This window comes from Enterobacter cloacae complex sp. 302F9 (assembly GCF_050030335.1).
GTDB classification, from domain to species: Bacteria; Pseudomonadota; Gammaproteobacteria; order Enterobacterales; family Enterobacteriaceae; genus Enterobacter; species Enterobacter hormaechei_C.
Map to the genome: position 1 here is coordinate 3,252,657 of NZ_JBLGUC010000001.1, position 18,402 is coordinate 3,271,058.

19 protein-coding genes are annotated in these 18,402 nt (G+C 56.5%); 2 read left to right on the forward strand and 17 right to left on the reverse strand.

Going from position 1 to position 18,402, the window contains the following annotated elements:
• Position 1: 1 nt before the first annotated feature.
• Complete coding sequence (locus ACQG0T_RS15685) at positions 2-502, forward strand: GNAT family N-acetyltransferase (protein ID WP_059295174.1); 501 nt, start codon at positions 2-4, stop codon at positions 500-502.
• Between the two features lie 140 nt (positions 503-642).
• Here ACQG0T_RS15685 and hisP read toward each other — a convergent pair whose 3' ends face one another.
• The 15 genes from hisP to pdxB all read right to left on the reverse strand — a co-directional run bounded on the left by hisP (position 643) and on the right by pdxB (position 14,713).
• The gene (gene hisP / locus ACQG0T_RS15690; RefSeq protein WP_017694749.1) at positions 643-1,416 is read right to left on the reverse strand and encodes a histidine ABC transporter ATP-binding protein HisP; all 774 of its coding nucleotides are present in this window, start codon (positions 1,414-1,416) and stop codon (positions 643-645) included.
• A gap of 9 nt (positions 1,417-1,425) precedes the next feature.
• Complete coding sequence (locus tag ACQG0T_RS15695; RefSeq protein WP_003861424.1) at positions 1,426-2,139, reverse strand: ABC transporter permease; 714 nt, start codon at positions 2,137-2,139, stop codon at positions 1,426-1,428.
• The gene (locus ACQG0T_RS15700) at positions 2,136-2,822 is read right to left on the reverse strand and encodes a histidine ABC transporter permease HisQ (RefSeq protein ID WP_015572256.1); all 687 of its coding nucleotides are present in this window, start codon (positions 2,820-2,822) and stop codon (positions 2,136-2,138) included. Before ACQG0T_RS15700 ends, ACQG0T_RS15695 begins: the two co-directional genes overlap by 4 nt.
• 88 nt (positions 2,823-2,910) lie before the next feature.
• Positions 2,911-3,693, reverse strand: coding sequence for a histidine ABC transporter substrate-binding protein HisJ (gene hisJ / locus ACQG0T_RS15705; RefSeq protein WP_003861421.1), 783 nt, complete (start codon positions 3,691-3,693; stop codon positions 2,911-2,913).
• A gap of 226 nt (positions 3,694-3,919) precedes the next feature.
• Entirely contained in the window at positions 3,920-4,702 is a 783-nt protein-coding gene (gene argT / locus ACQG0T_RS15710; protein ID WP_015572255.1) for a lysine/arginine/ornithine ABC transporter substrate-binding protein ArgT, read from the reverse strand.
• 290 nt (positions 4,703-4,992) lie between these two features.
• The gene (locus ACQG0T_RS15715) at positions 4,993-5,562 is read right to left on the reverse strand and encodes a UbiX family flavin prenyltransferase (RefSeq protein WP_110292331.1); all 570 of its coding nucleotides are present in this window, start codon (positions 5,560-5,562) and stop codon (positions 4,993-4,995) included.
• An 89-nt stretch (positions 5,563-5,651) separates the two neighbouring features.
• The gene (gene purF, locus ACQG0T_RS15720; RefSeq protein ID WP_006811407.1) at positions 5,652-7,169 is read right to left on the reverse strand and encodes an amidophosphoribosyltransferase; all 1,518 of its coding nucleotides are present in this window, start codon (positions 7,167-7,169) and stop codon (positions 5,652-5,654) included.
• A gap of 33 nt (positions 7,170-7,202) precedes the next feature.
• On the reverse strand, positions 7,203-7,691 hold the full coding sequence (gene cvpA / locus ACQG0T_RS15725) for a colicin V production protein (RefSeq protein ID WP_000262116.1): 489 nt from the start codon (positions 7,689-7,691) through the stop codon (positions 7,203-7,205).
• A gap of 221 nt (positions 7,692-7,912) precedes the next feature.
• Positions 7,913-8,608 (reverse strand): cell division protein DedD, encoded by a 696-nt coding sequence (gene dedD / locus ACQG0T_RS15730; protein ID WP_017383444.1) that lies wholly within the window; start codon positions 8,606-8,608, stop codon positions 7,913-7,915.
• Positions 8,598-9,866, reverse strand: a complete 1,269-nt coding sequence (folC, locus tag ACQG0T_RS15735; RefSeq protein WP_045343830.1) for a bifunctional tetrahydrofolate synthase/dihydrofolate synthase — start codon at positions 9,864-9,866, stop codon at positions 8,598-8,600. The genes dedD and folC overlap by 11 nt, the downstream gene beginning before the upstream one ends.
• Before the next feature lie 70 nt (positions 9,867-9,936).
• Complete coding sequence (gene accD / locus ACQG0T_RS15740) at positions 9,937-10,842, reverse strand: acetyl-CoA carboxylase, carboxyltransferase subunit beta (protein ID WP_014884667.1); 906 nt, start codon at positions 10,840-10,842, stop codon at positions 9,937-9,939.
• Positions 10,843-10,996: 154 nt separating this feature from the next.
• On the reverse strand, positions 10,997-11,656 hold the full coding sequence (locus tag ACQG0T_RS15745) for a DedA family protein (RefSeq protein WP_003861406.1): 660 nt from the start codon (positions 11,654-11,656) through the stop codon (positions 10,997-10,999).
• A 28-nt stretch (positions 11,657-11,684) separates the two neighbouring features.
• Positions 11,685-12,497 carry a tRNA pseudouridine(38-40) synthase TruA gene (gene truA, locus ACQG0T_RS15750; protein ID WP_048219725.1) on the reverse strand — a complete coding sequence of 271 codons (813 nt, stop codon included), beginning with the start codon at positions 12,495-12,497 and terminating at the stop codon, positions 11,685-11,687.
• Entirely contained in the window at positions 12,497-13,510 is a 1,014-nt protein-coding gene (locus tag ACQG0T_RS15755; protein ID WP_015572252.1) for an aspartate-semialdehyde dehydrogenase, read from the reverse strand. Before ACQG0T_RS15755 ends, truA begins: the two co-directional genes overlap by 1 nt.
• A 66-nt stretch (positions 13,511-13,576) precedes the next feature.
• On the reverse strand, positions 13,577-14,713 hold the full coding sequence (pdxB, locus tag ACQG0T_RS15760) for a 4-phosphoerythronate dehydrogenase PdxB (RefSeq protein ID WP_047057273.1): 1,137 nt from the start codon (positions 14,711-14,713) through the stop codon (positions 13,577-13,579).
• A gap of 111 nt (positions 14,714-14,824) precedes the next feature.
• Between pdxB and flk the strand changes: the two genes are divergently transcribed.
• Positions 14,825-15,829 (forward strand): flagella biosynthesis regulator Flk, encoded by a 1,005-nt coding sequence (gene flk, locus ACQG0T_RS15765; protein ID WP_252051225.1) that lies wholly within the window; start codon positions 14,825-14,827, stop codon positions 15,827-15,829.
• 85 nt (positions 15,830-15,914) lie between these two features.
• On the opposite strand, the gene ACQG0T_RS15770 is transcribed toward flk, so the two are convergent.
• Both ACQG0T_RS15770 and fabB read right to left on the reverse strand, forming a co-directional pair.
• On the reverse strand, positions 15,915-17,093 hold the full coding sequence (locus ACQG0T_RS15770) for an MFS transporter (protein WP_017692989.1): 1,179 nt from the start codon (positions 17,091-17,093) through the stop codon (positions 15,915-15,917).
• 68 nt (positions 17,094-17,161) lie between these two features.
• Complete coding sequence (gene fabB / locus ACQG0T_RS15775; RefSeq protein ID WP_017383449.1) at positions 17,162-18,379, reverse strand: beta-ketoacyl-ACP synthase I; 1,218 nt, start codon at positions 18,377-18,379, stop codon at positions 17,162-17,164.
• Between the last annotated feature and the right edge of the window lie 23 nt (positions 18,380-18,402).

Sequence of the window (18,402 nt, forward strand, 5' to 3'; positions counted from 1 at the left end):
TATGGCAACCATTACCACAACCCGGCTTCACCTCACCCCTTTCGAACCTTCTGACTGGGCGTTCTTCCGCTCTCTGCGTGAAGACCCCGCCATCATGCGCTATATGGCCGCTATCACGCCGGAAAAAGAGACGCGCCGCGTATTTGCCGCGCGCCTGATGGCGGAGCATGTCTTTGTGGTCCGTCTGCATAACGACGTTACGCCGCTCGGGGATATCGGCCTGCAAATCAGTGCGGCGAACCGTGAAGAGGCGGATATTGGCTACACGGTTGTGCCTGCCGCGCAGGGAAAAGGCATTGCCAGCGAGGCGCTGCACGCGGTGTGCGAGTATGCATTTAACCAGACGGGCGTGAAGGCGATAAACGCGTACGTGCTGGCAGATAACGTTGGGTCGGTGCGGGTCCTTGAGAAAGCGGGTTTTGTGCGCACGCAGGTGCTGGAGAAGGCGTACGAGATTAACGGCGTACGGTATGACGACTGGGTGTATCGGCTGGAGTGTTGAATGCCGGGCGGCACTGCGTTTGCCCGGCCTACGGGTTTTGTAGGCCCGGTAAGCGAAGCGCCACCGGGCAATTGGGCGGCTCTGCGGCCTGATGCCCTCACCCCGGCCCTCTCCCACAGGGAGAGGGAGAAAGGCCAAACCTACTTCAACGAGCCTTTCAGGAACTGCTGCAACCGCGGGCTTTGCGGGTTCGCCAGCACCTCATTCGGATGACCCTGCTCTTCAATTTTCCCCTGATGCAGGAAGATAACGTGGTTAGAAACGTTACGGGCGAAGCCCATCTCGTGCGTCACCACCACCATCGTTTTGCCCTCTTCCGCCAGCTTTTGCATGATGCGCAGCACTTCGCCAACGAGTTCAGGATCCAGCGCGGAAGTCGGTTCGTCAAACAGCAACACTTCCGGCTCCATCGCCAGCGCACGGGCGATGGAAACACGCTGCTGCTGCCCCCCTGACAGGTGCACCGGATATTTGATCTGCTGCCGCTCGTCGATACCCACTTTCGCCAGGTATTTGACCGCACGCTCGCGGGCTTCCTGCTTGCTTAAGCCGAGCACCTGAACCGGCGCTTCCATCACGTTCTCCAGCACCGTCATGTGGCTCCAGAGGTTGAAGTGCTGGAACACCATCGTCAGGCGTGTACGCAGCAGGCGCAGCTGGTTTTTATCCGCCACTTTAAGCTGGCCGTCTTTATCACGGACCATGTTGATGTTCTGTCCGCTCACCACAATCGATCCTTCGCTCGGCTTTTCGAGGAAGTTGATGCAGCGCAGGAAGGTACTTTTACCCGAACCTGATGAGCCGATAATACTGATCACGTCGCCCGCGTTAGCCTCCAGCGACACCCCTTTCAGCACTTCATGTTCGCCGTAGCGCTTGTGCAAATCAATTACGTTTAATTTGTTCTCAGCCATCATAAATTCTCAGTGCGTCGACGGTTTTATATGCTGCAACCAGCGTTTTTCAGCCTTACGGAACAGACTGATCAGGACGTAAGAAATGATCAAATAGAGCACTGCCGCAATGCCAAACGCCGTAAACGGCTGGTAGGTGGCAGAGTTAATATCGCGGGCAATCTTTAACAGATCAGGTACCGTGGCGGTAAACGCCAGTGCCGTCGAATGCAGCATTAAAATCACTTCGTTGCTGTAGGCCGGCAGCGCAATACGCAGCGCCGAAGGCAGAATAATACAGCGGTAGAGCTTCACGGACGAGAAGCCGTACGCGCGCGCCGCCTCGATCTCACCGTGCGGCACAGAACGGATGGCCCCGGCGAAGATCTCGGTGGTATATGCGCAGGTATTGAGGGTCAGCGCCAGCACCGTACAGTTCAGACCGCTGCGGAAGAACGCGTTCAGCATCTCGGTGCCTTTCACGATCTCCAGCGTGTACATCCCGGAATAGAACACCAGCAGCTGCACGTACAGCGGCGTACCGCGAAACACGTAGGTGAACAGCCAGATAGGGAACTGGATAAATTTATTGTTCGACACGCGGCCAATGGCAAGAAACACCGCCAGAATGCCGCCCATTACCACCGAGGAGATCAGCAGCCACAGCGTGATGGCCACGCCAGTAAAGCGGTAGCCATCCGTCCACAGCAGGGATTTCCAGTACTCCTGAATAATCTCAATCACAGGTCAGCCCTCTTCACACCCACGGAGTAGCGACGTTCGAGCAGAAGCAGCACACCATTGGAGACGGTCGTAAAGACCAGATAGATCACGCCGCAAACCACCGCAAAATAGAACGGTTCCCAGGTGCTTTTACCTGCCAGTTGCGTGGCCTTCACCACATCTTCCAGACCCAGCAGGGAGACCAGCGCCGTTGCCTTGAGAATAACCTGCCAGTTGTTACCGATGCCCGGCAGCGCGTAGCGCATCATGGCCGGGAACATGATCCGGCGAAACGTTTGTGAGGAGGTAAAACCGTAGGCGGTTGCCGCTTCAATATGCCCTTTCGGCACGGCCATGTAAGCGCCGCGGAAAGTCTCAGTGAAATAGGCACCGTAGATAAAACCAAGGGTAATAATACCGGCCACCATCGGGTCGATATCGATCTGCTCCATGCCGATGGCATCCGTCACGCCGTTAAGTGCGATTTGCAGGCCGTAAAAGATCAGCAGCATCAGCACCAGGTCAGGCACGCCGCGAATCAGCGTGGTATAGCCTTCAAATATCAGCGCCAGCGGTCTGTTGGCGGATAATTTTGCCCCCGCGCCCGCCAGGCCTATCAGCACCGCCAGCACCACGGAGCTGATAGCCAGCTCAAGGGTGACAAGCGCGCCCTGTAAAATAACGCCAGAAAATCCGTACAGCATACCGCGTGCCCTGTCGTCTCGTGAGTGGTGGAACCGTGTCTTTTCCCCTCCCGCAACGGGAGGGGCCGCACGTTATCAGACGGGGCGATTAGCCGCCGTAAACATTAAAATCGAAGTACTTTTTAGCCAGCTTGTCATAGGTGCCGTCCGCGCGCATCTCGGCGAACGCTTTGTTCAGGGCTTCACGCAGTTCGTTGTCTTCTTTACGCAGGCCCATACCGGTACCGACGCCAAAGAGTTTTTCGTCCTTAATGGACGGACCGCCGAACTTGTAATCTTTACCCACAGGCTGTTTCAGGAAGCCTTCGCTTGCCGCCACTTCATCCTGGAATGCCGCGTCAATACGGCCTGCCGTGAGGTCTGCGTAGATGTTTTCCTGGCCCTGGTAAGAGACAATTTCAATCCCCTTTGGCGCCCAGTGCTCGTTGCCGTAGGTTTCCTGCGTCGTACCCTGCAACACGCCCACGCGTTTGCCTTTCAGAGATTCAAGGGTTGGCTGAATGTCAGAGGATTTGGCCACCACCAGACGGGAATCTGCCGCGTAGAGTTTGTCCGTAAAGGCAATCTCCTGCTGACGTTTCTCTGTGATGGACAGGGAGGACATGATCACGTCAATTTTCTTCGCTTTCAGGGACGGGATCAGCGCATCCAGCGGGTTTTCAACGTAGGTACATTGCGCTTTAATGCGTTTGCACAGCTCGTTAGCCAGATCGATGTCAAAACCGACCAGTTCCCCCTTCGCATTCTTCGATTCGAAAGGTGCATAGGTTGGGTCAGTTCCAATACGAATTTTCTGCGGAATTGCTGCGAATGCCGCGGTGGCGCTGGAAAAAGCCAGTACCAGAGAAAGTGACAACACCAGTTTTTTCATATCTGTCCTCAACAAACTGTCTTAATACGAGATTTTTACGACGACGGGGTGTTGTTAATGTGCCATTAATCCCCTCATTCAGGCAAAGATTAATGCCTTTGAACGGGAATTTTTGCATTTTAAATGCTTAACTATGCACACAGCGATCCAGTATGGTGCATGTGTTGCACCATACTGGAACATAACCCCGTTAAGATGCACCACTTCAGTGCATCTTATTCAGGCATTAATCACCGTAGACGTTGAAATCGAAGTATTTCTTCGCCAGTTTGTCGTAGGTACCGTCTTTACGCAGCTCATTAAACGCTTTGTCGAAGGCGGCTTTCAGCTCGGTATCATCCTTACGCAGGCCAATACCGGTACCGTCGCCAAAGTATTTTTTGTCTTTTACCGACGGGCCGGCAAAGGCGTACTCTTTACCCGCAGGCTGTTTCAGGAAGCCTTCGCTCGCGGCGACTTCATCCTGAAACGCGGCATCCAGACGGCCTGCCGCCAGGTCAGAGTAGATCAGATCCTGGTTCTGGTAAGCCACAACATCGACGCCCTTCTCGCGCCAGTTAGCATTGGCGTAACCTTCCTGGGTCGAGCCCTGAAGCACGCCAACATGTTTGCCTTTCAGCGAGTCGATGGTCGGCTGGATTGGCGAGCCTTTCGCGGCAATCAGACGTGAGTCGGCAGCGTAGAGCTTCTCAGAGAAGGCGATCTCCTGCTGACGTTTTTCCGTGATGGAAAGAGAAGAGATAATGGCATCAATTTTCTTGGCTTTCAGCGACGGGATCAGCGCGTCAAAGTCACTGCCCACCCATGTGCATTTCACTTCCATGCGTTTGCACATCTCATTTCCCAGATCGATATCAAACCCCACGAAGTCGCCTTTCGCATCCTTGGAGGAGAATGGCGCGTAGGTTGCGTCTGTACCGATACGAACTGTCTGTGGAAGCGCTGCATAGCTACTTGCTGCTGCACTCAAGCCCACGAGCAAAGACAGAGCCAGAACCGTCTTCTTCATACATTTACCCTCAAGAACCGTGATTTTATTATGGTTTATGTTGTGTGTTGTGTTGCAGGCTGTTCTTGCAGGTCTTATGCCACATTGTCGTCGGGTTAAAACTACGACGTTAAATATGTTAATAAAACGTTGCGATACTGCCTTAATGGTGAAAGATAGCAGGTCTGCCGAACGAACCGGAAAGAGAAAAAGGGAAAAAGCGAATTAAATGTCGAGGATATGATCGCGGTTGCAGTTTTGCCCTGAAACAGGGCAAATTGTCTTTTCATGCACCTTGTTTGTGCACAGCTTCACGCCCCCTGCCAGCGGGTAAAGAGATCTTCCGGCAGGTCGATATCGAACTGATCCAGTACGCGGTTAACGGTCTGGTTGATGACATCGTCCAGCGTTTGCGGACGATGATAGAACGCGGGGACCGGCGGCATAATCACGGCCCCCAGTTCGGCTGCTTGCGTCATTAAACGCAGATGTCCCAGGTGCAGCGGCGTTTCCCGCACGCAGAGCACCAGAGGACGACGCTCTTTCAGCACCACATCCGCTGCACGCGTCACCAGCGTGTCGGTATAGCTGTTTACAATGCCGGAAAGGGTTTTAATCGAACAGGGCAAAATAACCATGCCGGCCGTTTTAAACGAGCCCGAAGAGACGCTGGCGGCGATATCGCGGGCATCGTGGACAACGTCAGCCAGGGCCTGAACGTCGCGCAGAGAGAGATCGGTTTCAAGAGAGAGGGTCTGACGCGCCGCCTGGCTCATCACCAGATGGGTTTCTACGCCTGCAACGTCACGCAGCACCTGTAAAAGCCGGACGCCATAAATCGCGCCGCTGGCACCGCTGATCCCTACAATGAGTCGTTTCATGATTTTCGCCCTTGCTGATTTCAGGGCAGACTGTGCAGGATTTTACGGGGAGTTGCAAGTGAGGGCGAGCGCCCTCACCTGCATACGCATCAACCTTCGTTGTGCATCTCTAAGCTTTCGAGATCGTTTTGCAGCTGGACGGCTTTCGCATCGTCGTTACGCAGCGAATCCAGATAGTCGAGATACTGCTGGTCAACGTCTTTCGTTACGTAGATCCCATTGAATACCGAGCATTCGAACTGCTGAATATCCGGGTTCTCGGCGCGCACCGCGTCGATCAGATCGTTCAGATCCTGGAAAATCAGGCCGTCGGCACCGATGATCTGCCGAATTTCGTCTACTTCACGACCGTGAGCAATCAGCTCGTTAGCGGTTGGCATATCAATGCCATACACGTTCGGGAAGCGAATTTCCGGCGCTGCGGAGGCGAGATACACTTTCTTCGCCCCGGCCTCACGCGCCATCTCGATGATCTGCTCAGACGTCGTGCCGCGCACAATGGAGTCGTCCACCAGCAGCACGTTCTTGTCGCGGAACTCGGCACGGTTAGCGTTCAGCTTACGACGTACGGACTTACGACGCAGCTGCTGGCCCGGCATGATAAAGGTGCGGCCCACGTAGCGGTTTTTCACGAAGCCCTGACGGTACGGCTTGTCCAGAATACGGGCAATTTCCAGCGCGATATCACAGGAGGTTTCAGGGATTGGGATCACGACATCAATGTCGAGATCGTCCCACTCGCGGGCAATCTTCTCGCCCAGCTTCGTCCCCATGTTGACGCGCGCGCTGTAAACGGAAATCTTGTCGATGAACGAGTCCGGACGCGCGAAGTAAACGTATTCGAACAGGCACGGGTTGCTCACCGGGTTGTCGGCGCACTGACGGGTAAACAGCTGGCCCTTCTCAGTGATGTAGACCGCTTCGCCTGGCGCGACATCACGCAGGAATTCGAAGCCCAGAGTGTCCAGCGCCACGCTTTCGGAGGCAACCATGTACTCGGAACGGCCATCGCCGAGGTCACGTTTGCCGAGCACCAGCGGGCGAATGCCATTTGGATCGCGGAAGGCCACCATGCCGTGACCGATGATCATCGCCACGCAAGCGTACGCGCCACGGATCAGGCGGTTAGTCGCGGCAACGGCGGCAAAAATGTTGTCTGCTTCCAGCGGATAATGGCGGAAGTTATCCAGTTCGCTGGCAAAGATATTGAGCAGGATTTCAGAATCAGAGGTGGTGTTAATGTGGCGACGTTTCTCTTCGAACAGCTTTTTACGCAGCTCGTGGGCATTGGTCAGATTGCCATTGTGGGCAAGCGTGATGCCATACGGGGAGTTAACGTAAAAAGGCTGAGCCTCAGAGGCGCTGGAACTGCCAGCAGTAGGATAACGAACGTGACCGATCCCCATATTACCTTGCAGACGCTGCATATGGCGGGCTTCAAACACATCGTTTACCAGGCCATTCGCCTTGCGTAAACGGAAGCAGTTGTTTGCATCAATGGTGATGATACCCGCAGCATCCTGCCCACGGTGCTGAAGCACCGTTAACGCGTCATAAATCGACTGGTTTACCGGCATGAAACCGGCGATACCGACAATACCGCACATTCGTCTTTTCCTCGTTAAGCCACATCTCAGGGTTTATGCCCTGGGCAAGAAACTCGACGAGCTTTGCAGATAGTCAAAGAACCATCTGATGATGAAGCTGAACTCCGGAATGAGCTGCGATTTTTGCCAGTCTTCACTTTTGGAGAACCCGGTAAAGGTATCCAGGAAGAACAGGATCGCGGCCACAATGAGCACGCCTCGCAACGCGCCGAAACAGATGCCGAGTACCCTGTCCGTTCCTGACAGACCGGTTTTCTCGACCAGCTGACCTATCACGTAATTGACGATAGCGCCGACAATCAGCGTCGCGATAAACAGCACCGCGATGGCGATTCCGTTTCGGACCAGTTCATCTTCAAAGCCCGTGAACCAGACAGACAGGTAAGTGTAGTAATGACTGGCAACAAAGAAAGCACAACCCCAGGTTACCAGCGATAACGCTTCACGAACAAAGCCACGGATCAGGCTAACCAGACAGGAAAAACCAATCACCGCAATGATGGCGTAATCAATCCAGACCATATGTGTCCCACGATTAAACGCCCTGTCATCCAGTTCGGGGCGAATTCTAACAGAAAAAGAAAACGTTTGCGTAGGGATTTCCTTCCCACGCGTAAATAAAAAAGGCGCTGAAAAAATGCTCAACGCCACCGCACCGTTGACGTTTCTGTGAACGTCTGCCTCCCCCTCACCCCGGCCCTCGCCCCTTTGGGGAGAGGTTTAGGGTGAGGGGGGAATTTCTATCAGTTTGCGCTGTAGTTCATCACCACACCGCTCAGGCCGGAGATTTGCTTCAGCTCGCCAAGCGAACCTTTGAGCTTATCTTTAGACGCATCCGGCCCCACGAGGATACGGGTAATTTTACCCTGTACTGGCGTGGTGGGTGAAGTATAAACACGGTATCCCGCGCCGCGCAGTTTACTCACGATCTCATTGACCTTATCTGCATTTTTCAACGCACCGAGCTGAACGACATAGGCTTTACCCGTAGGGGCGGCCTCCTGCTGGGTCTGTTTGGCCGGTGGCGGCGTTTCCGTTGCCGCAGCCAGCTGCTCGTCGGCTTTGTCACGCTGCGGTTTAGGCTGCGTTTTCTCTACCGGCTTCGGTTTTTCAACCGGTTTGGGTTGCTCTACCGGTACAGGATCGATTTCAACGTTGTTATTCGCGGCCAGACGCGACGGATCAAGAGACGGCGCGGCTGCATCACCTGCGCGCACCTCTTCCGCTGCACCTTCTGGCGGCTGGGCAGGCAGCGCCTGCGTTGCCGCTGGCAGCATATCGGGCTCGTCGCGATCGCCCGGTTTGGGTACCAGCGGAATGGCCGCAAATTCATCCTGGTAATGCTTTTTTTGCCCGTCGAGCAGTCCCGGGAGAATAATCACCCCGAGCGCGACCAGCACAATGGTTCCTGTTAAACGGTTCTGAAACTTACTCGCCACCGGTTCTCCCCGCGTCCATCACTTCCATGACATGTGCCACCGTGTGGAATGACCCACACACCAGCACGGTATCTTCTGGTTTAGCCTCCGCCATCGCGGCACGCCAGGCCGAAACCACACTGTTGTAGATTTCGCCTTTGCCGAGATGTTCCATCAACTGCTCAGCAGTCGCGCCGCGCGGCCCTTCCAGAGGAGCACAATACCAGCTATCGACCACACTCTCCATGCAGGCCAGCGTGCCGCCGATATCTTTATCATGAAGCATACCGATAACCGCCAGCACGCGCCCGGTTTTTGGTAACGATTTGAGACGTCCTGCGAGGTACGCCGCCGCATGCGGGTTATGTGCAACATCCAGAATCAGACGCGGTGACTCACTTACAATCTGAAAACGTCCCGGCAGCAGTGCGTTCTGAATGCCGTCGCGGATCGCCTGCTCACTTACCGCTAATCCGCTGGCGCGCAGGGCTGCCAGCGCAGTCGCCGCGTTAGGCTGTGGCACCTGCGGAAGGGGCAGACTCTCCAGCACGCCCTGCGCATCGCTGAAGCGCCAGCCTTTGTCCTGCACCTCATACTGCCAGTCCACGCCGCGACGCAGCAGACGAGCGCCCTTCTCTTTCGCTACCTCAGCAATGGTATGCGGCATGTCCGGTTCGCCTACCACGGCAGGCTTATTGGCCCGGAAAATACCGGCCTTCTCACGGCCAATGCTCTCGCGGTCCGGGCCCAGCCAGTCGGTGTGATCCAGCGCGATGCTGGTGACGACGGCGACATCCGCATCCACCATATTGGTGGCATCCAGACGCCCGCCCAACCCCACTTCCAGGATCACCACGTCCAGCTGCGCCTGCTTAAACAGCCACAGCGCCGACAGGGTGCCGTATTCGAAATAGGTTAATGAGGTTTCGCCGCGCGCCGCTTCGATAGCGGCAAACGACGCCGTATGGGCGGATTCCGCCAGCTCGGTGTTTTGCACGCGCACGCGCTCGGTATAGCGCACCAGATGCGGCGAGCTGTAAACGCCAACCTTGTACCCCGCCGCCATCAGGACAGATTCCAGCGTGCGGCAGGTGGTGCCTTTACCGTTAGTGCCGGCCACGGTAAATACGAAAGGCGCGGGTTTCAACACGTCAAGACGCGCGGCAACCTGGCTTACGCGCTCAAGGCCCATGTCGATAGTTTTACTGTGCAGGTTTTCCAGATAAGAAAGCCACGCGGCCAGGGGCGACGTGGCTTGAGGAATGCTTTTATTTTCCATGATGCCCGGTTGTCATTAACGGTTTAGAAAGCAAAAGGGCAGCGCCATTCGGCCCTGCCCTTTTCAGTTATCAGGCCTCGGGTTCCTGATCCGGTACCACCACGCCTTCGCGCGGCTCGTCCGGGTTCGGCGCCGGCAGATTCATCAGCTTCGCCAGGACGCTTGCCAGTTTCAGGCGCATTTCCGGACGGCGGACGATCATGTCGATGGCGCCCTTCTCAATGAGGAACTCACTGCGCTGGAAGCCCGGCGGCAGTTTCTCACGTACGGTCTGCTCGATAACGCGAGGACCCGCAAAGCCGATCAGCGCTTTTGGCTCAGCGATGTTCAGGTCGCCCAGCATCGCGAAGCTTGCAGAAACGCCGCCCATGGTTGGATCGGTCAGTACCGAGATGTACGGCAGACCGCGCTCCTGCATTTTCGCCAGCGCCGCAGAGGTTTTCGCCATCTGCATCAGGGACATCAGCGCTTCCTGCATACGTGCGCCACCGGAGGCGGAGAAGCAGATCAGCGGGCAGTTGTCTTCCAGCGCCTGCTCAACGGCACGCACGAAGCGCGCGCCAACCACAGAGCCCATTGAGCCGCCCATAAAGGAGAACTCAAACGCGGCGGCAACCACCGGCATCTCGTGCAGGGTGCCTTTCATAACGATCAGCGCGTCTTTCTCGCCGGTCTCTTTCTGTGCAGAGGCCAGACGATCTTTGTATTTTTTGGAGTCGCGGAACTTAAGCACATCTTTTGGCTCCAGTTCGCTGCCCAGTTCTACCAGAGAACCTTCGTCCAGCAGGCTATGCAGGCGGTTGCGCGCCGACATACGCATATGGTGGTCACACTTCGGACACACCTCAAGATTGCGTTCCAGCTCTGCGCGATACAGAACCTGGCCGCAGCTATCACACTTCGTCCATACCCCTTCAGGAATGCTCGCTTTACGCGTTGGGGTAATGTTGCTTTTAATTCGTTCAATCCAGCTCATTGATAACCTTTCTGCCTGAACCTGGTCGTATGCCAGTTTTGCTGTAAGAGGCGAATAATGCCATTTTTGCCTCCAACAGACCATGAATGTTGCACATTAAAACATAACAGCCCGAAACTTTGGATAAAAAAGTGGTCGAACCGCCAGCGTGCATTTACTTCGCTTGCTTTGCCGCCGCGCGTTTGTGACGGATAATTTCGATGACGCCAGGCAGTACGGAAAGCACAATAATCGCTACAATCAGTAACTTAAGGTTTTCCTGAACCACCGGCAGATCGCCAAACAGGTAGCCTGCATAGGTGAACAGCAGCACCCACAGCAGCGCGCCCACCACGTTGTACATGGCAAAATGACGATAGGACATGTGACCCATACCCGCCACAAACGGTGCAAATGTACGCACAATAGGCACAAAACGGGCAAGGATAATGGTCTTACCGCCATGGCGCTCATAGAACGCATGGGTCTTATCTAAATAACTGCGGCGGAAAATCTTCGAGTCCGGATTACTGAACAACCGCTCGCCAAACACCCGCCCGATGGTGTAGTTGACCGCATCACCAACAATCGCGGCGATGATCATCAGGACCACCATCAGATGGACATTCAGGTCATTCGTTGGCAGTGCGGATAACGCGCCCGCCACGAACAGCAGTGAATCTCCCGGCAGGAACGGCGTAACCACAAGGCCGGTTTCACAGAACAGAATGAGGAACAGAATGGCGTACACCCAGACGCCGTACTGCGCGACCAGCTCCGCCAGGTGAACATCAATATGCAGGATGAAATCAATCAGAAAACGTATTACGTCCATATTGTCTAAGCCCTAATTGCACCTTTGTTTAGTCCGCTAAAAACAGCGGGCCCATTGGCGGTTTTGGCAGGTCGAACCGGTCCGGATAATCCACCGAAACCAGATACAGACCTTCCGCTTTCGCCGTTGCTGCCGCAAGCGTTCTGTCCTTCGCTGCCAGCAGTTCTGCAATCCAGCTCTCCGGCTGGTGTCCGGCGCCCACATCCATCAGGCTGCCTACAATATTCCGCACCATATGATGTACAAAGGCATTGGCTTTGATATCCACCACCACATACGCGCCATAACGACTGACGTTAATGTGCATGACGTTACGCCACGGCGTACGGGACTGACACTGCACCGCACGAAACGACGTAAAATCATTCTCTCCAATCAGACACTGCGCCGCACGCTGCATACGTTCTGCATCCAGCGGTTCATAAAAATGCGTCACGCCCTGGCTTAACACCGCCGGGCGCAGGCGCTGGTTATAGATGACATAACGGTAGCGCCGCGCCGTCGCGCTGAAACGCGCGTGAAAATCATCCGGCACAGCTTTCACCCAACGCACGGCAATGTCACCAGGCAAATTCGCATTTACACCCAGCGTCCAGGCCGCGTCTTTGCGCACGGCGGTGGTGTCAAAATGCACCACCTGCCCCGTGCCGTGAACGCCGGCATCGGTGCGGCCCGCACAGAAGACGCTTATCGGTTCGTTCGCCACCTGAGAGAGCGCTTTCTCCAGCTTCTCCTGGACGCTGCGCACCTCATTCTGCCGCTGCCAGCCATAGTATTTACTGCCATCGTATTCAATGCCGAGGGCAATTCTGTGGACCGGCTTTTGTTCCACATCTGACATCAGTACAGATACTCCTGCACCAGTTTTTCCGCGATTTTGACCGCCATCAGCGCGCCGCCAAAACGCACGTTGTCGGCAACGGACCAGAACTGCACCTGCTCCGGCATACCGTAATCGTTACGCACGCAGCCCACAGAGAGATGCGCGCTGCCGGTGGCGTCGCCCACCTGCGTCGGGAATTCGCTCTCTTCGGACAGGACAATGTCCTCACCGCGGCCAAACGCGTCGCGGGCTTCTTCAGCCGCCAGCGGACGCAGGGCTTCAAACCCGACCATCTGCGCGTGGCCGTAAAAGACCGGAGACTGCACGACATTCGCGGAGATCATCAGCCCGTCATCCTGCAAAATTTTGCGTGCTTCATCGACGATACGACGCTCTTCCCGCACCGAACCTTCACGATCCGGCAGCAGCGGCAGCATGTTGAACGCCAGCTGGCGGCCAAAGAAATCATCTTCGTCGATCGGGATACCGTTCAGCAGCTTCGCGCTCTGCCCTGCCAGTGCGTCTACGGCTTTTTTACCGTTAGCGGAGGCTGAAAGCAGGCTGGTCACGGAAATACGCGACAGGCCACCGTCGTCGATCAGCGGCTTCAGCGCGGTCAGCAACTGGCTGGTGAGACTGTTCGGTACTGCAATGATGTTGCGGTTGCGGTAGTCAGCCAGCACAAACGGGTTGACGTCCGGCACCACCAGCGGCACATCCGGCTCCAGGGAGAACAGGCCGCTCAGGTCGATCACCAGACAGCCTGAATTTGTCGCTTCTTCAATGTAAGACGCCGTGGCTTCCGCCCCTGCGGCAAAAAACGCCAGCTGAGCCTGCGTCCAGTCAAACGCGGCGGCATCCTGCACCATCACGGATTTGCCGCCGAAACGCAGATGTTCTCCTGCGCTGTCGGTACGCGCCAGTGCGTAAATCTCACCCACCGGGAACTGACGCTCAGCAAGGGTTTCAAGCAGGGCTTCGCCCACGGCGCCAGTGGCACCCAAAATGGCAATGTTCCAGCCTTCAGACATGGTGGTTTACTCCAGAAATAAAAAGCGTCCCTGCCGGAGCATCCGACAGGGAGCATTAAGAAGACATTAACGTGCCGGGTGGTGAACGGCGTTAAATCCCAGTTTATGCAGCAGCCCCGCCGCTGACGCGTCATCGCACATGACATACAGGGAAGACCACTCGCGGCGCTCAAGGTAATTTTTGCGCAGCTTGTCAAACTCACCCGGAATACCCGCCACTTTACGCAGCAGCGCGTCATCGCGGCGCACATCATACACCAAATGCACCAGTCTTTTCAGCGTTGCCTCATCCAGCGGGCCATGAAGGGTAATGCGGCCGAATTCCGGGGCGGGCAGCAGCGTATCCAGCGCCACCTGCTGCGGATGGCCGATAAAGGCGCTGTAAGCCTCAAACACCTGGGTTGTGCCACGCGCTTTGCCTTCAAGGGTATAACCCGCAATATGCGCGGTACCCACGTCCACCTTATTCAGCAAGGCGACGTTGAGATCCGGCTCTGGTTCCCAGACGTCCAGCACGACGCTAAGCTCTTGTCCTTCGTCGAGACATGCCAGCAGCGCCGCGTTATCCACCACCGGTCCCCGGCAGGCATTTATCAGAATAGTGCCAGCCTTCAGACGGCGGATCAGCTTTTCGTCGGCCAAGTGCAGAGTCTTGTACGGCCCCTCTTTAAAGAGCGGCGTATGGAAGGTGATGACGTCGCACTCGTCGACCAGCTCATCCAGCGTGCGGAAGTCGCCTTCATCGCCGTTATCCTTACGCGGCGGATCGCACAGCAGGGTGTGGATGCCCCAGGCTTCCAGACGCTTTTGCAGACGTCCGCCCACGTTGCCCACACCCACAATCCCGACGGTGCGGTCTTTCAGCGCAAAACCATCGCGCTCGGCCAGCATCAATAGCGAGGAGAAAACATATTCCACGACGGCAATGGCGTTACAGCCTGGCGCCGCGGAAAAACCAATCCCCGCCTGCTTAAGCCACTGGTCATCCACATGATCGGTCCCGGCCGTTGCCGTCCCGACAAATTTAACCCCTTTGCCGGTGAGCAGTGCCTCATTTACTTTGGTCACCGAGCGCACCATCAGGGCGTCTGCATCGTCCAGTTCGCTGACCGGAATCGGGCGACCAGGGACAGCCTTAACCTCACCCAGGCGGCTGAACAGCTCACGGGCGTAAGGCATATTTTCATCAACGAGGATTTTCACGTCTGAGTACCTGTTTGAGAGGAAGTAAACCTGCCAAGTGTGCCATAATCTCGCCGCCGGGCATATATCTCCGCCCGGTTACGCAGAGTTTGACTTTAAGGATTTTTGACGATGCAGCCCATTTCAGGTACGCCTCCGCGCCCTCCGGGTGAAGGCCCCGTAACGCCCAACACGCCAGGCGAACAACCGCTCTCCACGCAGCAACGCACCGTACTGGAGCGTCTGATCACGCGTCTTATTGCGTTAACCTCACAGCAAAACGCAGAGGTATGGGCCGGCGTTAAGCACGATTTGGGCGTAAGAAACGATGCGCCGCTACAGTCGCGCCATTTCCCTGCCGCCGAACAAAACCTGAACCAGCGTCTTACAAGCGCACAGCAGCAACATACTACCCGCCAGATTATCTCGCAGCTGACCGAGCTATTGGGCCAGGGGAATAATCGCCAGGCGGTGAGTGATTTTATCCGTCAACAGTACGGTCATACCGCCCTGAGCCAGCTTTCGCAAGAACAGCTGAAAACCGTGTTGACCCTGCTGCAAAGCAATCAGCTTTCTATCCCGCAGCCGCAACAGCGCCCGTCTACAGAGCGGCCATTGCAGCCTGCGGAGCATAATACGCTCAAGCAGATGGTCACTAAGCTGGCTGCCGCTAGCGGCGAACCCACAAAGCTTATCTGGCAATCCATGCTGGAACTTTCCGGTGTGAAAGCGGGCGAGATGATCCCGGCAAAACAGTTTACCCATCTGGTCACCTGGCTCCAGGCGCGTCAGACGCTCAGCACCCAGAGCGCCCCGACCCTGCACAGCGTACAGGCGGCGCTGAAACAACCGCTGGAACCGCACGAGTTCGATATGATTCGGGATTACGCTCAGCAGAGCTGGCAGGCTACGCCGCAAACGGTGCTGACCACCGCGCAGGTGCAGGATGTGCTCAATCAGATCTTCGTTCGCCGCGCCGAGCGGGAAGGCGGCGTGCCGGAGGTAAGAAACATTCAGCCGATCTACAACCCGCTGTTTGCCCCCGTAGTTGATACGTTCAAAACGCTTTCTGCCCGTCCGGGATTGATGTTTATCGCGTTGGTGATTGCGCTGGCGATTTTCTGGCTGGTTGCTTAAAACTGCCGGGTGGCGGCTTCGCCTTACCCGGCCTACGGTTCGCGCGGTTGTAGGCCCGGTAAGCGAAGCGCCACCGGGCAAAAAACTACGACCTGCGAAACGCCACCAGCGTCACCACAATTCCCACCACCGCTGACACCGCACCGGCCAGGAAGACGGACGGGTAGCCAAACGAGGTGGCTAACACCCCCGCCAGCGGCCCGGTGATGCCGTATGAGATATCCTGAAACGCCGCATAGCCGCCCAGCGCCGTGCCGCGCACCTGCGGAGCCACGCGCTTCACCACTTCAACGCCCAGCGCCGGGAAGATCAGCGAGCAGCCGCAGCCGGTTAACGCCGCACCCAGCAGCGCAACGGATGCAGAGGGCGCCTGCCAGAGCAGTACCAGACCCACGGTCTCAATGACAAGTGACGCCACGGCCACCTTCACGCCGCCAAAGCGATCCGGCATCCAGCCAAACAGCACGCGCATCAATACAAACGCGCCGCCAAAGGCCGTCAGCGTAAAGCCCGCCATCGCCCAGCCGCGGCTCATGAAATAGAGGGAGACAAAGGTACCAATAACCGCGAAGCCCACCCCCTGAAGCGCCAGCCCAAGCCCCGGCTGCCAGATTTGCCCCACCACGCTCCACAGCGAAGGACGCTCGCCTTTATGGGCGGGCACCTTACGCACCGAACCGTTAAACGCCCACGCCAGCAGCGGCAATACCATGGTGGTGCCTGCCAGCGCCGCAAAACCAAACTGGCTGTGGATCAGCAGCCCCAGCGGTGCGCCTGCCGCCAGCGCGCCGTAAATCGCCATCCCGTTCCAGGACATCACTTTTCCGGAACGCGCAGGCCCCACCAGCCCCATTCCCCAGGTAAGGGTGCCGGTCAGCAGCTGGCTTTCGCCAAAGCCGAGGATCAGACGCCCTGCCACCAGCAGCGCGAATTTATACGCTGCATCTATCGGCAACAGCGCCGCCAGCAGCCAGGCTCCCCCCGCCAGCCCGCAGGCAAACATGCCCTGCAACGCCGAGCGTTTTGCGCCGTGCTGATCCGCCAGGCGACCGGCGTAGCCCCGGGTTAATACCGTCGCTAAAAACTGAATGCCCACCGCAATACCGACCATGGTGTTGCCATAGCCCAGCTCCTGGTGAACGAACAAGGGGATCACCGGCAGCGGCAGGCCAACGGTCATATAGGTCAGAAACACCGCAAAGGCGATGCGGAAAAGGGAAAGGTTCCCGGAAGGAGCGCTCTTCTCAGGGGTAACAGCCTTCATGCATAACTCCGTGTTCAGGCATAAAAAAAGGGAGCCGCGCGGCTCCCTTCTACTATACCTTCAAACGCTTACGCTTTCAGCTTACGCATCACCAGCGTGGCGTTGGTGCCGCCGAAACCGAAGCTGTTGGACATAACGGTCGTCAGCTCACGTTCGGTGGTTTCGGTCACGATGTTCAGGCCAGCCGCCTGCTCGTCCATCTCTTCGATGTTGATGCTTGGCGCGATAAAGCCGTTTTCCAGCATCAGCAGAGAGTAGATCGCTTCCTGCACGCCCGCCGCTCCCAGAGAGTGACCGGTCATGGCTTTGGTTGCAGAGATAGCCGGGCTATTGTCGCCGAACACTTCACGGATCGCACCCAGCTCTTTCACGTCGCCTACCGGCGTTGAGGTGCCGTGGGAGTTCAGGTAGTCGATTGGAGTATCAACACCGTGCATCGCCATCTTCATGCAGCGCACCGCGCCTTCACCAGATGGAGCAACCATGTCAGCGCCGTCAGACGTTGCGCCGTAGCCCACGATCTCAGCATAGATGTGCGCGCCACGCGCCAGCGCGTGTTCCAGCTCTTCAACCACAACCATACCGCCGCCGCCAGCGATAACAAAACCGTCGCGGTGTGCGTCATAAGTACGGGACGCTTTGTCTGGCGTTTCGTTGTATTTGGTGGACAGTGCGCCCATCGCGTCGAACTCACAGGCCATTTCCCAGCCCAGCTCTTCGCCGCCGCCAGCAAATACGATGTCCTGTTTGCCCAGCTGGATCTGCTCAACCGCATTACCGATACAGTGTGCGGAGGTCGCACATGCAGAGCTGATGGAGTAGTTCACACCGTGGATTTTGAACGGCGTTGCCAGGCACGCGGAAACCGCTGACCCCATGGCTTTGGTCACAACATATGGACCGACCGCTTTCAGGCCGCGCGGGCTGCGCATGGCGTCAGCACCGAACACCTGAGCTTTAGAGGAACCGCCGGAGCCTGCAATCAGGCCCACGCGTGGGTTGTTCTGGTAAGCGTCTTCGCTCAGACCAGAATCCTTGATCGCTTCCTGCATGGAAAGATAGGCGTAGATAGAGGCATCGTTCATGAAACGAACCACTTTACGGTCAATTAAACCGGTGGTGTCCAGTTTAACGTTACCCCATACGTGGCTACGCATTCCAGAATCTTTAAACTCTTCAGAGAAAGTGATCCCGGAGCGTCCTTCACGCAGAGATGCCAGGACTTCCTGCTGGTTATTACCGATGCTGGAAACGATGCCCAGGCCAGTAATCACTGCACGTTTCATTCAATACCTCTGTAAGTCGCACT

Excerpts from the sequence above, each read along its gene's own strand:
- ACQG0T_RS15685 (WP_059295174.1), top strand. The coding sequence starts at position 2 with ATGGCAACCATTACCACAACCCGGCTTCACCTCACCCCTTTCGAACCT.
- hisP (WP_017694749.1), bottom strand. The coding sequence starts at position 1,416 with ATGGCTGAGAACAAATTAAACGTAATTGATTTGCACAAGCGCTACGGC.
- ACQG0T_RS15700 (WP_015572256.1), bottom strand. The coding sequence starts at position 2,822 with ATGCTGTACGGATTTTCTGGCGTTATTTTACAGGGCGCGCTTGTCACC.
- hisJ (WP_003861421.1), bottom strand. The coding sequence starts at position 3,693 with ATGAAAAAACTGGTGTTGTCACTTTCTCTGGTACTGGCTTTTTCCAGC.
- argT (WP_015572255.1), bottom strand. The coding sequence starts at position 4,702 with ATGAAGAAGACGGTTCTGGCTCTGTCTTTGCTCGTGGGCTTGAGTGCA.
- ACQG0T_RS15715 (WP_110292331.1), bottom strand. The coding sequence starts at position 5,562 with ATGAAACGACTCATTGTAGGGATCAGCGGTGCCAGCGGCGCGATTTAT.
- purF (WP_006811407.1), bottom strand. The coding sequence starts at position 7,169 with ATGTGCGGTATTGTCGGTATCGCCGGTTTCATGCCGGTAAACCAGTCG.
- cvpA (WP_000262116.1), bottom strand. The coding sequence starts at position 7,691 with ATGGTCTGGATTGATTACGCCATCATTGCGGTGATTGGTTTTTCCTGT.
- folC (WP_045343830.1), bottom strand. The coding sequence starts at position 9,866 with ATGGAAAATAAAAGCATTCCTCAAGCCACGTCGCCCCTGGCCGCGTGG.
- accD (WP_014884667.1), bottom strand. The coding sequence starts at position 10,842 with ATGAGCTGGATTGAACGAATTAAAAGCAACATTACCCCAACGCGTAAA.
- ACQG0T_RS15745 (WP_003861406.1), bottom strand. The coding sequence starts at position 11,656 with ATGGACGTAATACGTTTTCTGATTGATTTCATCCTGCATATTGATGTT.
- truA (WP_048219725.1), bottom strand. The coding sequence starts at position 12,497 with ATGTCAGATGTGGAACAAAAGCCGGTCCACAGAATTGCCCTCGGCATT.
- ACQG0T_RS15755 (WP_015572252.1), bottom strand. The coding sequence starts at position 13,510 with ATGTCTGAAGGCTGGAACATTGCCATTTTGGGTGCCACTGGCGCCGTG.
- flk (WP_252051225.1), top strand. The coding sequence starts at position 14,825 with ATGCAGCCCATTTCAGGTACGCCTCCGCGCCCTCCGGGTGAAGGCCCC.
- ACQG0T_RS15770 (WP_017692989.1), bottom strand. The coding sequence starts at position 17,093 with ATGAAGGCTGTTACCCCTGAGAAGAGCGCTCCTTCCGGGAACCTTTCC.
- fabB (WP_017383449.1), bottom strand. The coding sequence starts at position 18,379 with ATGAAACGTGCAGTGATTACTGGCCTGGGCATCGTTTCCAGCATCGGT.